This is a genomic window from Mitsuaria sp. 7 (assembly GCF_001653795.1).
Taxonomy (GTDB): Bacteria; Pseudomonadota; Gammaproteobacteria; order Burkholderiales; family Burkholderiaceae_C; genus Roseateles.
The window spans coordinates 572241-586024 of the sequence record NZ_CP011514.1; the positions used below are offsets into that span (position 1 = coordinate 572241).

Consider the following 13784-nt stretch of genomic DNA (forward strand, 5'->3'; position numbering starts at 1 on the left):
CGCCGCCGGCACGGCTGCGGCTTCAGCCGCTGGCAGGCCGCCTGCTTCACGCCTTGCGCCGGCCGCGCCGGCGCGCGCTCAGCGGCTGTGCGCCGTCAGCTTGGCCAGCGGCGAAGCCAGGCTGATGCCGGGCGCGGCGCGGTGCGCGCCGGCGCGTCCGTCCGCGTCGGTCTCGTCGAGCTCCGGATGCGCCGCGCCGAGCGCCAGTCCGGACGCACCGGCGTTGTCACGCCGCATCGCGACGCCCACCGCCAGCATGTCGATCACCAGCAGGTGCAGGATGCGGCTGATCATCGGCAGGTGCGTGGCGACATCCTCGACGTGGTCGACGATCAGCGCCGCGTCGGCCTTCTTGGCCAGCGGTGACTGGCTGGCGGTGATCGCCAGCACGTAGGCGCCGCGCTCGCGCGCCGCGTCGGCCACGGCGATCAGCTCGGGCAGCTTGCCGCTGCTGCTGATCAGCACGGCGACGTCGCCCGTCCTCAGCGTCTGCGCGGCCAGCAGCTGCAGCCGCGGCTCCACATACGCATTGCACGCGACACCGAGTCGCAGGAACTTGAACTGCGCATCCTGCGCCACGACGCCGTAATGGCCGATCGCGAAGAACTCGATGCGCGAGGCCTTGAGCAGCAGCTCGATGCTGCGGTCGATCATGTCGCGGTTGAGCTGGCTGCGCACCTGCAGGATCGCCGAGGCGGTGTTGCCCAGCACCTTCTCGCCGAGCTCCACCATCGAGTCGGCCTGCGTCACCTGCGTGTGGCTGACCGGCACGGTGCCGGTCAGGCCCGAGGCCAGGCGCAGCTTGAAGTCGGACAGGCCCTCGCAGCCCAGCGAGCGGCAGAAGCGGATCACCGTGGGCTGGCTGACGCTGGCCGCGCGGGCGATCTCCGCGATCGGGTCGTTGAGCACCCTGCGCGAGTGCGCCAGCACGTGGTCCGCGACGCGCTGCTCGGCCGGCGACAGGCCGTCGCGCGCGCGCCGGATCTGGCTGACGATGGCCGAGGCGCCGCCGCTGCTCTGCAGGCTGCGCAACTGCGCTTCGAGGATCGCCGAGGCGCCCTTGAAGGTCGCGTGCTCGGCCGTGATCACGAAGGTCGGGATCGCGGAGACGTAGTCGGAGAAACGGCCCTTGTCCTGGAAGCGCTCGCGGAAGCGCGAGCGGTCGAAGTACTCGCCGAGCCGCGGCACGATGCCGCCGCCGATGTAGATGCCGCCCAGCGCGCCCAGCGTCACCGCCAGGTTGGCCGCGGCGGTGCCCAGCAGCGTGCAGAACAGGTCCAGCGTGGCCTCGCAGACCGGGTCGGCGGCCTCGAGCGCGCGGGCGGTGATGTCCGGCGCCGTCAGCGGCTCCGACGGGCGCTGGAGGTAGTCCGCCATCGCGCGATGGATGAGCTCAAGACCTGGCCCCGAGAGCAGGCGCTCGAAGGAGACGTGTTCGTGCTCGTTCCACGCGAAGCGCAGCAGCGCGATCTCGCGCTCGTCGCGCGGCGCGAAGTTGGTGTGGCCGCCTTCGGAGCCCAGCGAGATCCAGCCTTCGCCCGCCGGGATCAGCCCCGACACGCCCAGCCCGGAGCCCGAGCCCAGCAGACCGATGACGCTGTGGGGGCGGGCCTCGCCGCCGCCGATCTGGCGGATCTCGCTGCCGCGCAGCCGGGGCAGGGCCATCGCCAGCGCGGTGAAGTCGTTGACGACCACCAGCGTGTCCAGGCCGAGGCGCTGACGCGCTTCCTCGATCGAGAACTGCCAGTGGTAGTTGGTCATGCGCACCAGGTCGCCCTCGACCGGATTGGCGATGGCGATCGCCGCGTGCGCCACCTTCAGCTGGCGGGGCAGCCGGTCCATGTAGGCGCGCACCGCCGCATGGAAATCGGCATGCTCGGCGCAGCGCAGCAGCGCGATGTGCTCGAACTCTCCCGGAACGGTTTCCAGGGCGAAGCGGGCGAAGGTGCCGCCGATGTCGGCGATGAGCCGTGGACTGTCGAATTCACGCATGAAGCGGCGATTATGGCGTGCCGTCCCGCCGCTCCCGGAAGGGGTTCGCCCTAGCCGCGCCGCGCCGTCGTCATGCTTCGTTGTGTAGCGTGACTACAGCGTGGAAATCAGGCGAGAATCCGCGTCGCTGAATGAAAAACTCCTTCAGTGACAAGCCATTGAGCGCGAGATGCGAAGTGTCGACATCGCGGGAGAAGCGGCCTCGGAGCGCCTTGGCAACATCTCTCTTGTGTGACTGATGTAGTTTTGCTACCTTGCGCGGATTCGCCGCGGACGCGGTCTCGGACGTGCCCGAACGGCACGACTTCCAGTCAGAGAGCAGGACAAGAACAGTGCAAGCAGAACAGGGTGTGCAGGGTGGGGATGCCGCGGGTTATCCGTGGCTGGTGGCGGACATCGGCGGCAGCAACGCCCGCTTCGCCTGGGTCGATGGTCCCGGCAAGGCCGTGGACCACGTGCGCAAGCTGCCGGTCTCCCACTACGAGTCGCTGCGGGCCGCGGCCGAGGCCTATCTGAAGGAGCTCGCCGGCCTGGGCGTGACGGCGCGGCCCAGGCGCGCCTCGCTGGCGCTGGCCACGGCGATCAACAGCGACCGCATCGAGCTGACCAACAGCCACTGGACCTTCTCGCGCAGCCAGTTGCAGGCCGACCTGGGTCTGGACGAGCTGCGCTTGCTGAACGACTTCGAAGCGCTGGCGCTGTCGCTGCCGGGCCTGCGCGCGGACCAGGTGTCGGCCGTGCCGGGACCTGCGCTGTCCACGCCGCGCGGCACGCTCGCGGTGATCGGCCCGGGCACGGGCCTGGGCGTCGGCGGCGTGATCGAGACCTCGGGCGGCTGGGTCGCGCTGCCGGGCGAGGGCGGTCACATGACGCTGGCGCCGACCAACGACTACGAGAGTGAACTGCTGGCCGCCGCGCGCAAGGAGTTCTCCCATGTCTCCGCCGAGCGCTTCCTGTCCGGCATCGGTCTGCCGACGCTGCATGCGGCGGTGGCGGCCGTGGCCGGTCAGGCGTCGACGCGGCGCCTGACGGCCGAGCAGATCGTCGAGGGCTCGTTGTCCGGCGACGCCATCTGCGTCAAGACGATGGACCAGTTCTGCGCCTTCCTCGGCAGCTTCGCCGGCAGCGTCACGCTGGCGCTGGGTGCGCGGGGCGGCGTCTACATCGGCGGCGGCATCGTGCCCCGCCTGGGCGAGCGCTTCTTCCAGTCGTCCTTCCGGGCGCGCTTCGAGGACAAGGGCCGCTTCGCGCCCTACCTGGCCTCGGTGCCCTGCGTCCTGATCACCGACACGCTGACCGCCCTGGCGGGCGCGGCCTTCGCGCTGGAGCAGTCGGTGCGTTGAGCGTGTAGTTCAGGCAAAGGCTGGTTGTAGTCCAGCTACATCACCCTCTCTTAACGGCGGCCCGCGTGGCCGCCGTTTTTCATTTCTTCTCCCTAATTCACAGGTTTGTAGGTGGAAACCCGACGTAACTTCGTCGTTTTTCCGCCATGGCGCCTGTGGTTTGCGACGTCCAGGGTTTGCGAGAGCTTGGATCGTGATCTAGTTTTAGTACAGAATTCTTTTCAGAACGTTGGGTACCGTCGTTCAAACAGGAGACAAAGAAATGAAGACATCGCACGCCTCGCGCGAGTTGTTCCGGGTGCAGCCCGTCGCTGCCGGTTGCCTGATGACGCTGGCCCTCATGGCCGGCGCCGCGCACGCGCAACAGGCTCAGACCGAAGCCGACAGGGCCGCCGCCGAGAAAGCCGCCGCCGACCGCCAGCTGGAAACCGTGACCGTCACCGGCATCCGCCGCGGCATCGAGGCCGCGATTTCGGTGAAGAAAAACTCCGACTCCATCGTCGAGGCCGTCTCGGCCGAAGACATCGGCAAGCTGCCCGACGTGTCGATCGCCGAATCGATCGCGCGCCTGCCCGGTCTGTCCGCCCAGCGCGTGGCCGGCCGCGCGCAGGTGATCTCGGTCCGCGGTCTGTCGCCGGACTTCGCGACCTCGCTGCTCAACGGCCGCGAGCTGGTCTCCACCGGCGACAACCGCAGCGTCGAGTTCGACCAGTACCCGTCCGAGCTGCTCAGCGGCGTGGTCGTCTACAAGACGCCGGACGCCGGCCTGGTCGGCCAGGGCCTGTCGGGCACGATCGACATGCAGACGGTCCGTCCGCTCAACTTCAGCAACCGCGTGGTGACGCTGAACGCGCGCGGCCAGCGCAACTCGCTGGGCAAGGCGGCGGACGCCAGCGCCTTCGGCAACCGCCTGAGCGCCAGCTACATCGACCAATTCGCCGACCGCACCATCGGCGTGTCGCTGGGCTACGCGCACCAGGAAACGCCGACGCAGGAAGAGCAGGTCGGCCTGTACGAACCCTGGGACACCTCGGCCCGCACCGGCCTGGCCGCGGGCACCTACAACTCGGGCGGCATCAAGGCGCTGCGCCGCACCGGCAAGACCGAACGCGACGCGCTGATGGGCACGATCGAGTTCCGCCCGACCAAGAACTGGACCAGCGTCGTCGACGGCTTCTGGACCAAGGCCAAGGCGGAAGACACGGCCAACCAGTTCGAGATGAGCATGACCTGGAACGGCAACAACGCGCCGCTCGACTGGTCCGGCGTCACGACCAACAGCGCCAACACGCAGACCGGCGGCACGCTGCTGAACGCGTACCCGCTGGTCCGCGGCATGTACAACAAGCGCGACGACAAGATCGTCGCCACCGGCTGGAACAACAAGCTGAAGTTGGCCGGCGGCCTGACGCTGACGGCCGACGTCAACTACTCGCGCGCCACGCGCAACGAGATCAACCTCGAGAACAACACGCAGCTGCTGGCGGTGCCGGGCGCGATCCCGCTGGACAACGTCAAGCTGGCGTTCAAGTCGGGCGACTTCTCGCAGATCGTGCCGGGCCTGAATTATTCGGACCCGACCAAGCTGTACCTGCAGAACACCATCTACGGCTCGGGCTACGGCAAGACGCCCAGCGTCAAGGACGAGCTGACCGGCTTCAAGCTGGTGGGCAACATGCCCGCGCCCGCGCTGGTGAACGGCTGGTTCTCGGACATCGACGTCGGCCTGAACTACGCGGACCGGTCCAAGAAGAAGCGCCAGCCCGAAGGCGCGATCAACGTCGGCGCGCAGGGCAACACGGCGATCGGATCGGAGTTCCAGTACAGCCCGGTGGACCTGAGCTTCGCGGGCCTGGGCATGATCCCGGCGTGGAACGTGCCGGGCGCCGTCGGCCGCTACATGACCTTCAACCCGACGGACACGGAGAGCTACCTGATCTCCAAGGCCTGGGACGTGAAGGAAAAGGTCGCGACGCTGTTCTTCAAGGGCAACATCGACTCGTCGGCCTTCGGCATCCCGATGCGCGGCAACGTCGGTCTGCAGGTGATCCACACGGACCAGTCGTCGCAGTCGAACTACTTCGACGGCACGGCCCCGGCGGGCCAGCAGGTCAAGCCGCTCAACGGCGGCAAGAAGTACACCGACTACCTGCCGGCGCTGAACCTGGCCTGGTCGCTGACGGATGACCAGACGCTGCGCTTCGCGGTCGCCAAGCAGATGGCCCGCGCGAAGGTGGACCAGCTGCGATCGGCGCTGGACTTCGGCGTCGACTCCAACACCGGCAAGCCGGGCGCGAGCGGCGGCAATCCGGAACTCGATCCGTGGCGCGCGAATGCCGTCGACCTGTCCTGGGAGAAGTACTTCGGCTCCAAGGCCTATGTGTCGGTGGCGGGCTACTACAAGGACCTGCGCAGCTACATCTACACGCAGGGCAACGACCGCTACGACTTCTCGCGCTTCGTCGCCGGCTACACGCCGCAGCCGGGCCAGCCCGCCGCGCAACCGATCGGCACCTACACCGCGCCGTACAACGGCCAGGGCGGCAAGCTGCGCGGCCTGGAGTTGACCGCCTCGCTGCCGTTCAACCTGATCAGCCAATCGCTGAACGGCTTCGGCATCGTCGCGAGCGCCAGCTTCAACAGCAGCAACATCCAGATCAAGGATCCGGAAAGCGCGAGCAGCGTGGGCTCGGGCAACATCTCGCTGCCGGGCCTGTCCAAGCATGTGTACAACCTGACCGCGTACTACGAGGCCAACGGCTTCGAGGCCCGCATCAGCCAGCGCAAGCGCTCGGACTTCATCGGCGAGATCGGCAACTTCAACGGCGCGCGCACGCTGCGCTACGTGGTCGGCGAGAGCATCGTCGACGCGCAGATCGGCTACAACTTCACCGAAGGTCCGCTGAAGGGACTGGGTCTGCTGGCGCAGGTCAACAACCTGACCGACGAGGCCTACCGCACCTATGCGGCCACGAAGGACCGCCCGCTGGAATACATCAAGTGGGGCCGGACCTACCTGATCGGCGCAACGTACAAGTTCTGATGAGCCTCTGAATCGTCAGGCTCCGATCGGTCCACCGGTTCAGGTCCTGCGAGCGATGAAGCCCCGTCCGGCGATAGCCGGACGGGGCTTCATTCCTTGGCTGTGCTCCGCGGCTGACGCGAGGCCTGCACCGAAGGCCAGGTCTGCTCGAACCACTGCCTGGCGGCCCGTGCATCGGCAACGGCCCAGCCTTTCCTGATGAACAGGTCGAGGTCGTACAAGGGTCCTTCCCGGAGGTCCTCCTCCTTCTGGAGGTGGGTCAGCGTCCTGCGATACCAGACGGTGGCCTGCGTCGGGTCCGATGCCAGCAGGAAGCTGTGCCCCATGTTCACGAGCGCATTGGCATGGGTGGGGTCCAGGTCCACCGCCGTCTGGCACAACGGACGGGCATCCAGCGGCTGATTGCGTTCCAGCAGGGACCAGCAGAGGTTGTTGTAGTCGTTGCTCGTGGCGCCGGGGCGTTTGACGAGTTCCTGCCTGGCCTCGGCAGCCTCGACGTTCTTGCCCTGTGCCGCGAGTACGCGGGCGAGCTGCCGCCAGTCGGAGGCGTCGCTCTGCGATTGCGCCACCATCCGCCGCGCCACGGCCTCGGCCGCCCTCCAGTCCTTGGCCTTGGACGGCGCCTCGAATTGCTGTCGCAGGTCGGCCAGCGACTGGGCCTGCGCCGCGGGAGTCCATGAAGTGCTCAGCGCCAGCGTCAACAGGCCGGCGGTCGCGCGAAACGTGAGTCGTGTCCGCGTGATCGCGGTGGATTCCTGGCGCATGGTGTTGTCTTCGTCGATGGGGAGGGCGGCGCGCGGTCAGCCGCCTGCCACGGCCGGCCGCGCATCCCGGCACCCAAGGACGTCCCTCAGAAGTCCATGCGGGCGCCGATCGAGACCAAGCGTACATTGGATCGCTCGCCCAGCAATTTGGCACGGGTCACGTCCACGCCCGCTTCCAGACGGACGGTGTCGGTCACGGCGTAATTCAGTCCCACGCCCACGATAGGTTGCGTGCTGGTGCCGGTGTACTTGGTCCTGATAGCGCCGATGTTGGCCACCGCCTCGCTGCGGACGCGCGCGAGACCCACGCGTCCGGTCAGGCCGATGCTCGGGGTCAGCGCCGCGGTGTACGCGCCGCCCAGGGTGAGCGCCCTCGTCTTGCCGTCGAGGCTGCCGGTCGCATCGCCGCCGCTGTACTTTCCGAAGGTGGCGAAGCCGCCTTCAATGGCGAAGCCGTTGGAGAACGCATACCCGATCGTCACCTTGCCGCCGACCGCGTTGGCGTCGCAGCGCGGCACGCCGCCGCAGGCGCCGTTGAGGTGCCCCTGGCCAATCGCCACGAGGCCATAGACATTGCCGTCACCGGTCCTGGCTGATTGCGCCTGGGCGGACAGGGCGAAGAACAAGGCCGCGAGCAGGAGGGGAGTTCGATTCATGACTGCTTCTTTCCGATGTCGACATCGGTCGTGCTGAAGAAGGGGCACATCGATGGAGATGGCCCGTGGATAAATGCGAGCAACTCGTCGCATTTAAAGAATAGAAGGATTCGCCTTTTCCGCCTATTCGCATTCAGGCGCCATCGACATCGGAGCAGCGGCGACGCAAGGAATGCAGAGCGACGCTCTCGATCAGACGGGTGTGGACATGCGAGAACAGTCCGACGCCGGCAAAGGCTTCGACCGGCCGCCTCGTCGCGTTTGTCGCGTCAATCCCCGACCAGCACGCGTCCCGACATCGGTCCGATCTCGACCAGCAGCTTCCCGTTGGCCCCGGCTTTCATCGGTGCGCCAGGCGTCATGGCGTCGATGAACGGCGTGCCGCGCAGCGCGGCCGGCAGCGTGAGCTCGACGCGCATCGGCTCGGCGGCGTTGTTCATCGCGACGATCGCAGTGCGCTGGCCGTCCTGGCGCAGCAGCACGATGACGTGCTCGTCGAGCCACATCGGCGCCGACAAGGTCCCGTGCCGCAGCACGGGTTGCGCGTGCCGCATCGCCACCAGGCGCTTGAACTGTTCGCGCAGCGCGAGGTCGGGCTGGCCGCCTTCATCGGCCCACGGATAGGGCGCGCGGTTGTACGGATCCTCGCCGCCGCCCAGGCCGACCTCGTCGCCGTAGTAGATCGTCGGCGCGCCCGGGTAGCTCATCTGGAAGAACACCGCGAGCAGCAGGCGGCGCTTGGCCTCGGCAATCTTCTCCGGCGGGCTGTCGTCGCGCACGCCGAAGTGATGCAGCGCGCGCGGCTGGTCGTGCGACGAGAGCAGCGTCATCGACGCGAACAGCGACGGCGCCGGGTAGGACTCGCGCAGCAGCTCGAGGTTCTGGTAGAGGCGCTCCGCGTTGCCACCGGCGGCGTAGTCCAGCACCGTGTTGCGGAAGATGTAGTTCATCGTCGCGTCGAAGGTGTCGCCGAGGAAGAACTTGCTCGCGTCGAACCAGGTCTCCGCGATCGTCAGCGCGCCGGGCTGGTGGCGCTTCACGGCGATGCGCCAGGCGCGCCAGAAGTCGTCCGGCACCCACGGCGCCACGTCCATGCGCCAGCCCGCCGCGCCGCGGTCCAACCAGAACTGCATCACGCCGTCCCGGCCGAAGGCGTAGTCGCGGAACGCGCGGCTGGACTTGTCGAGCTCGGGCAGGTCCTTGATGCCGATCCAGGCGGCGTACTGGTCGTCGGGTGTCGTCTTCGTCAGGTCGAACTTGAACCAGCTCGCGTAGGGCGAGGCGGGGTTGGGTTTGCCTTTGTCGAAGGCGCCGCCGACCGGGAAATTGCCGAAGCGGTTGAAGTAGGGCGAGTCCGCGCCGACGTGGTTCAGCGAGGTGTCCGGGATCACGCGCAGGCCGCGCTTGCCGGCCTCGCTGGTGAGGCGCTCGAAGTCCGCGTTGCTGCCGAAGGCCGGATCGATGCGCTTGTAGTCGCCGGTGTCGTACTTGTGGTTGCTGGCGGCCTGGAAGACGGGCGTGAGGTAGAGCGCGTTGGCGCCGAGGTCGCGCAGATCGTCGAGCTTGTCGATGATCCCGGCGAGGTCGCCGCCGAAGAAGTCGTTGTTGTAGACCGCGTCCGAGCCGTCGCCGCTGCCGGGCTTGTACGGCCGGTCCAGCCAGCGCGGATGGCGCTCGATGCCGTGGTCCTGGTACTTCGCCTTCCCGACCTGCGGATCGTTGGTCTTGTCGCCGTTGCGGAAACGCTCGGGGAAGACGTAGTAGTAGACGAGGTCGCGGGCGAAGTCCGGCACGGCGAAGTCGGAGGCATGGATCGTCTGCCGGTAGCGACGGATCGCGAAGGGCGGCACCGGCCCCTTGGCATCGGGGCTGTCGGGCATCGGAGCCACGGTGGCCGCGCCCATCGACCCCTTCTCCTTGGTCCAGTAGATGGTGTCCGCGTTGTTCTGCACGACGTAGCGCGCGCCGGCGATGGTGGCGACGAAGTAGTAGCCGTAGACGCCCGGCGCGCCGAAGCGGTGGCGCGCCTTCCACACGTCGCGACCGGCAGCGGCGCCGGCTCCCGCGCCGGCCTTGTGAAGCGGCACGCGGGCCTCCTCGGCGTAGGCGATCAGGTCTTCATTGCCTTCGACGCGGCGACGCTCGACGACGAGTTCCAGCTTCTCCACGCCGGGCAGGGCGGTCAGCTGGAAGTCGATCCAGCTCTTGGCGGGCAAGGCGCCGAACGGCTTCTTGAACTCCGCGAGGCGCGAGTCGTAGCGCAGGCTCGCGGCGATCGGCGTCAGCGCGGGCAGGGCGGCCGCGGAGGCTGAGGAAGCCGGAGCTTCCGCCGCCGATGGCACCGGTGCCGGCACCGGCGCCTGGGCGAGCGCGAGCAGCGGCATCAACAGCGACATGCACGACAGGCGGCGGGGCAAGCGGCGAGGAATGCGGAGGAGCGGTGTCATGGGCCGACGCTACCCCGAAGCGACGCGCAGGGATGCTGGTGTTCTTCCGCATCCCGGCGTGCCCGGCCGGGCCGGCCTCAGTTCCCGCGAGCTGCGCCCGATGCGGGTGCCGATGCCGGTGCGGGAGTCGGTGCCTGTGTCGCGCCGGTGGGCGCTGTCGACCCGGTCGCCTTCCTCCAGCTCGCCAAGGTGTTGGCGAACTCGATGACCGCCATCGCGTAATAGCTGCTCTGGTTGTAGCGCGTCACCGTGTAGAAGTTCTGCGTGCCGGCCACGTACACCGGCGCGGCGCCGCCCATCTGGAGCTCGATCAGCGCCAGCGGCCCGGCGTGCGTGCGGCCCTGCGGCGAGAGCTGCGCGCCGACCGATTCGAACTGCCGCGCGTCCAGCTGCGGCAGCACGTCGCTGATCAGCAGCTGCGCCCGCGCCGCGGTGTCGTTGGGCACCTGCACCTCGTAGTGCGTGGGCATGCCGCGCTGCCAGCCGTGCTCCTTCAGGAAGTTGGCCACCGAGCCGATCGCGTCGACCGGGCTGTTGATCAGGTCCACGTGGCCGTCGCCGTCGAAGTCGATCGCGTAGCGGCGCCAGCTTCCCGGCATGAACTGGCCCCAGCCGATCGCGCCCGCGTACGAGCCCTTCATCGCCATCGGGTCCAGGCCGTTCTCGCGCGCCAGGATCAGGAACTGGCGCAGCTCTTCGCGGAAGAACGGGCTGCGGTCACGCGCACCCGGCGGCAGCGGCGAGGGGTAGTCGAAACTCAGCGTCGCCAGCGCGTCCAGCACGCGGAAGCCGCCCATGATGCGGCCGTAGAAGGTCTCCACGCCGATGATCGAGGCGATGACCTCCGCCGGCACGCCGTAGGTCGCCTCGGCGCGGGCGAGCGCCGCCTCGTGCGTCGCCCAGAAGGCGAGGCCCGCCTGCAGCCGCTGCGGCTCGACGAAGCGCTGCCGGTACGCGCCCCAGTCCTTCGCCTGCCCGGGCGGCCCCGGGAGGATCAGCCGCTGCACCGAGGGTTGCGGGCGCGCCAGCGCCAGCACGGCGCGCAGCTCCTCGCGCCGGTAGCCGAGCGATTCGGCCTGCGCATCGGCGAAGGCCATGACGTCGGCGCGATCGCCGTATTCGGGGAGCACGGCCGGTTTCTTCGCGGGCTTCTTCGCCGGCTTCGCCGGCTTGGCGGACTTGGCCTTCGATGCGGCGTGCGGTGCGGCATGAGGTCCGGCCGACGCCGGCGACTGCGCCATCACCGGCGTCGCGGCCAGCGCGGCCATCAGCGGCGAGGCGCTCATCGCGGTCTGCAGGAGCGTGCTCAGGAACACGCGGCGGGGGGAGTAACTGCGGGTACGGCGGAAGGCGGTCATGCGGGCGATGAAACGGATCAGCGGGTCAGGACTTGCCGGAGCGCGGCGCATTGCTCCGCGAACAGACGCTGCCATTGTGACGTGGCGGCGACGAGGTCCTGGCGATAGCGCTGCGCTTCCAGTTGCAACAGCGAGGCCGCGACGGCCTCGGCCCGCGGGCCGTGGCGTTCGACGAGCGAAGCCGCCCAGCGGCGCGGCGTCTCGTCGTCGCGGGTCGCCAGGCCGAGCCGATCGAGCTCGCGTCGCACCCGCAGGCGCTGGCGCGACCACGGATCGTGGGGTCTGCGCTGCCAGGCGGCCACGCCGGCGCCGATCGCGGCCGTCGCCGTCAACAGGGCGCCGGCGACCTGTCCCAGCGTGGTCCAGTCCGGGTTGTCGAAGCCCAGCCGCTTGAGCAGGCTCATCTGGTCGCCGGTCGAAAAGTTCAGCACCGTCCGCTGCCAGCGGGCGTTGAGGCCTTCCCACGCGGCGCGCAGGTCCGTCAGCAGGCCGGGACGGAGCTGGTCGAGCGCGCCGGTGAACAGGCCGGGTTCGGGCCGCAGTGGCCGGCCCTCGATGCGTTCCGGAGAGACCGCTGCGGTCGGGTCGGCGCGTTGCCAGCCGCGCGAGGGCGTCCAGAACTCGGCCCACGCGTGCGCCTGGCTCATGCGCACGATCAGGTCGCCGTCCTGCAGGTTCGGATCGGCGCCCTGGAAGCCGGTGACCACGCGGGCCGGCACGCCCGCCGCGCGCATCAGCACGACGTAGGCGGACGCGAAGTGCTCGCAGAAGCCGAGCTTGCGGTCGAACCAGAACTCGTCGATCGCATCCGGTGTCGTCTCGCCATAAGCGCCCGGCGCCAAGGTGTAGCCGAAGCCGTCGCGACGGATCTGCGTCAGCAGTTCCCGGCTCACCGCCTGGGCGAGCGCGTCCTCGTCCAGCGCGGCGAAGCGCTCGTTCAGCGACGCGCCGTAGGCGCGGACACGCGGATTGACGCCCGGCGGGAGACTCAGGGATTCATTGCGGTCGGCGCGTCCCAGCCGTGTGCTCGGTGCCGCGCGCGGCCAGGCCTCGTGCCGGAAGCGCAGGACCTCGGCGACCGGCAGCCCGACCTGCCACTGGCCTTGCGGCAAGCGGGTCGCGATCAGGCGCCCGACCGGCAGCCGTGCCCCGGTGGCGCCGGGACTGAATTCCAGCAGCGGGATCACGCTGACCCGCAGCGGATCCATGGTGACCTCGTAGCGGAACACGGGCCCTTCGAGCGCGGGGGCGTCGTCGCCGGGCGCCCAGGTCACGCGCGAGGTGGTCCAGGTCTTGCCGTCGAAGCGGGTCAGCACCTGCGCGCGGAAGTACAGCTGCGGCTGGGGCGGCGGCGCGCCGTCGAAGCGCAGACGCATCGCGATGGTGTCGTCGACCGCGACATCCGCGAACGCGCCGAAGCTCATAGAGTCCGACAGCCCGGTGCGCGCGCCCGAGTCCTTGGGCAGTCCCCACAGCGGCGGGAACCGTGGGAAGAGCAGGAACAGCGCCACCATCACCGGCAGCCCGATCAGCGTGTTGCGCGCCGCGATGCGGGCGGCGAGTTTCAGGCTGGGGACGCCCTGCGGCATCTGCGCCAGCACCAGCGCCGACAGCAGCGCCCAGACGCAGCCGATCATCCAGAGCGCGATCAGCGGCGACTGCGAATACAGGAACTGCGTCAGCACCAGGAAGAAGCCGAGGAAGAACACGACGAAGGCGTCGCGCCGGGCGCGCAGCTCGAGCGTCTTCAAGGCCATCAGCATCGCGAGCATCGTGATGCCGGCCTCGCGGCCGAGGATGGTCTTGTGTGTCGCGAAGGTCAGCCCGATGACGAGCGCGAGCACGGCCAGCAGGCTCCAGCGTCCGGGGAGCGCCTCGCTGCGCCACGCCAGGCGCGCGCGCCATCCGAGCATGAGGGCGGTGAGCAGGCTGCACCACCAGGGCAGATGGCCCGCATGCGGGACGAGCGTGGCCGCGATGATCGCGAGCAGGAACAGCGTGTCGCGCGCTTCGCGCGGCAGCGGACTGCGGTGCTTGATCGCGCCGGCCGGCGCGGCGGTGGGGAGGGAGGCGCTCATCGCGTCGGCGTCCGCGTCACGAGGTGACGCGGCGGCGGTTCAGGGGATTGCTCGGAAGGACGCAACGTAGCACACCTCGGACTGACTCGCCGGCGGCGCGCCG

8 protein-coding genes are annotated in these 13784 nt (G+C 69.0%); 2 read left to right on the forward strand and 6 right to left on the reverse strand.

From position 1 onward, the window contains the following. Positions 1 to 78 precede the first annotated feature (78 nt). A complete protein-coding gene (locus ABE85_RS02535) occupies positions 79 to 1992 on the reverse strand; it encodes a glucokinase (protein WP_067269790.1) in 1914 nt (637 codons plus the stop codon). A gap of 332 nt (positions 1993 to 2324) precedes the next feature. Here ABE85_RS02535 and glk point away from each other — a divergent pair, with 332 nt between their 5' ends. Together glk and ABE85_RS02545 are read left to right on the forward strand one after the other, a co-directional pair. After that, the gene (gene glk, locus ABE85_RS02540) at positions 2325 to 3335 is read left to right on the forward strand and encodes a glucokinase (protein ID WP_231993211.1); all 1011 of its coding nucleotides are present in this window, start codon (positions 2325 to 2327) and stop codon (positions 3333 to 3335) included. Between the two features lie 262 nt (positions 3336 to 3597). Further along, on the forward strand, positions 3598 to 6378 hold the full coding sequence (locus ABE85_RS02545; RefSeq protein ID WP_197507180.1) for a TonB-dependent receptor: 2781 nt from the start codon (positions 3598 to 3600) through the stop codon (positions 6376 to 6378). A gap of 89 nt (positions 6379 to 6467) precedes the next feature. Here ABE85_RS02545 and ABE85_RS02550 read toward each other — a convergent pair whose 3' ends face one another. The 5 genes from ABE85_RS02550 to ABE85_RS02570 all read right to left on the reverse strand — a co-directional run bounded on the left by ABE85_RS02550 (position 6468) and on the right by ABE85_RS02570 (position 13681). Next, positions 6468 to 7142, reverse strand: coding sequence for a tetratricopeptide repeat protein (locus ABE85_RS02550; RefSeq protein WP_067269795.1), 675 nt, complete (start codon positions 7140 to 7142; stop codon positions 6468 to 6470). Positions 7143 to 7228: 86 nt separating this feature from the next. Further along, positions 7229 to 7798, reverse strand: a complete 570-nt coding sequence (locus tag ABE85_RS02555) for an outer membrane beta-barrel protein (protein WP_067269797.1) — start codon at positions 7796 to 7798, stop codon at positions 7229 to 7231. 269 nt (positions 7799 to 8067) lie between these two features. Next, positions 8068 to 10245, reverse strand: coding sequence for a glycoside hydrolase family 13 protein (locus tag ABE85_RS02560; RefSeq protein ID WP_082938256.1), 2178 nt, complete (start codon positions 10243 to 10245; stop codon positions 8068 to 8070). Between the two features lie 77 nt (positions 10246 to 10322). After that, positions 10323 to 11603, reverse strand: a complete 1281-nt coding sequence (gene mltB / locus ABE85_RS02565; protein WP_310732598.1) for a lytic murein transglycosylase B — start codon at positions 11601 to 11603, stop codon at positions 10323 to 10325. A gap of 17 nt (positions 11604 to 11620) precedes the next feature. Further along, complete coding sequence (locus ABE85_RS02570) at positions 11621 to 13681, reverse strand: DUF3488 and transglutaminase-like domain-containing protein (RefSeq protein WP_067269800.1); 2061 nt, start codon at positions 13679 to 13681, stop codon at positions 11621 to 11623. Positions 13682 to 13784 lie beyond the last annotated feature (103 nt).

Coding starts and splice junctions, on each gene's coding strand:
- ABE85_RS02535 (WP_067269790.1), bottom strand. CDS start 1,992: ATGCGTGAATTCGACAGTCCACGGCTCATCGCCGACATCGGCGGCACC.
- ABE85_RS02545 (WP_197507180.1), top strand. CDS start 3,598: ATGAAGACATCGCACGCCTCGCGCGAGTTGTTCCGGGTGCAGCCCGTC.
- ABE85_RS02550 (WP_067269795.1), bottom strand. CDS start 7,142: ATGCGCCAGGAATCCACCGCGATCACGCGGACACGACTCACGTTTCGC.
- ABE85_RS02555 (WP_067269797.1), bottom strand. CDS start 7,798: ATGAATCGAACTCCCCTCCTGCTCGCGGCCTTGTTCTTCGCCCTGTCC.
- ABE85_RS02560 (WP_082938256.1), bottom strand. CDS start 10,245: ATGACACCGCTCCTCCGCATTCCTCGCCGCTTGCCCCGCCGCCTGTCG.
- mltB (WP_310732598.1), bottom strand. CDS start 11,603: ATGACCGCCTTCCGCCGTACCCGCAGTTACTCCCCCCGCCGCGTGTTC.
- ABE85_RS02570 (WP_067269800.1), bottom strand. CDS start 13,681: ATGAGCGCCTCCCTCCCCACCGCCGCGCCGGCCGGCGCGATCAAGCAC.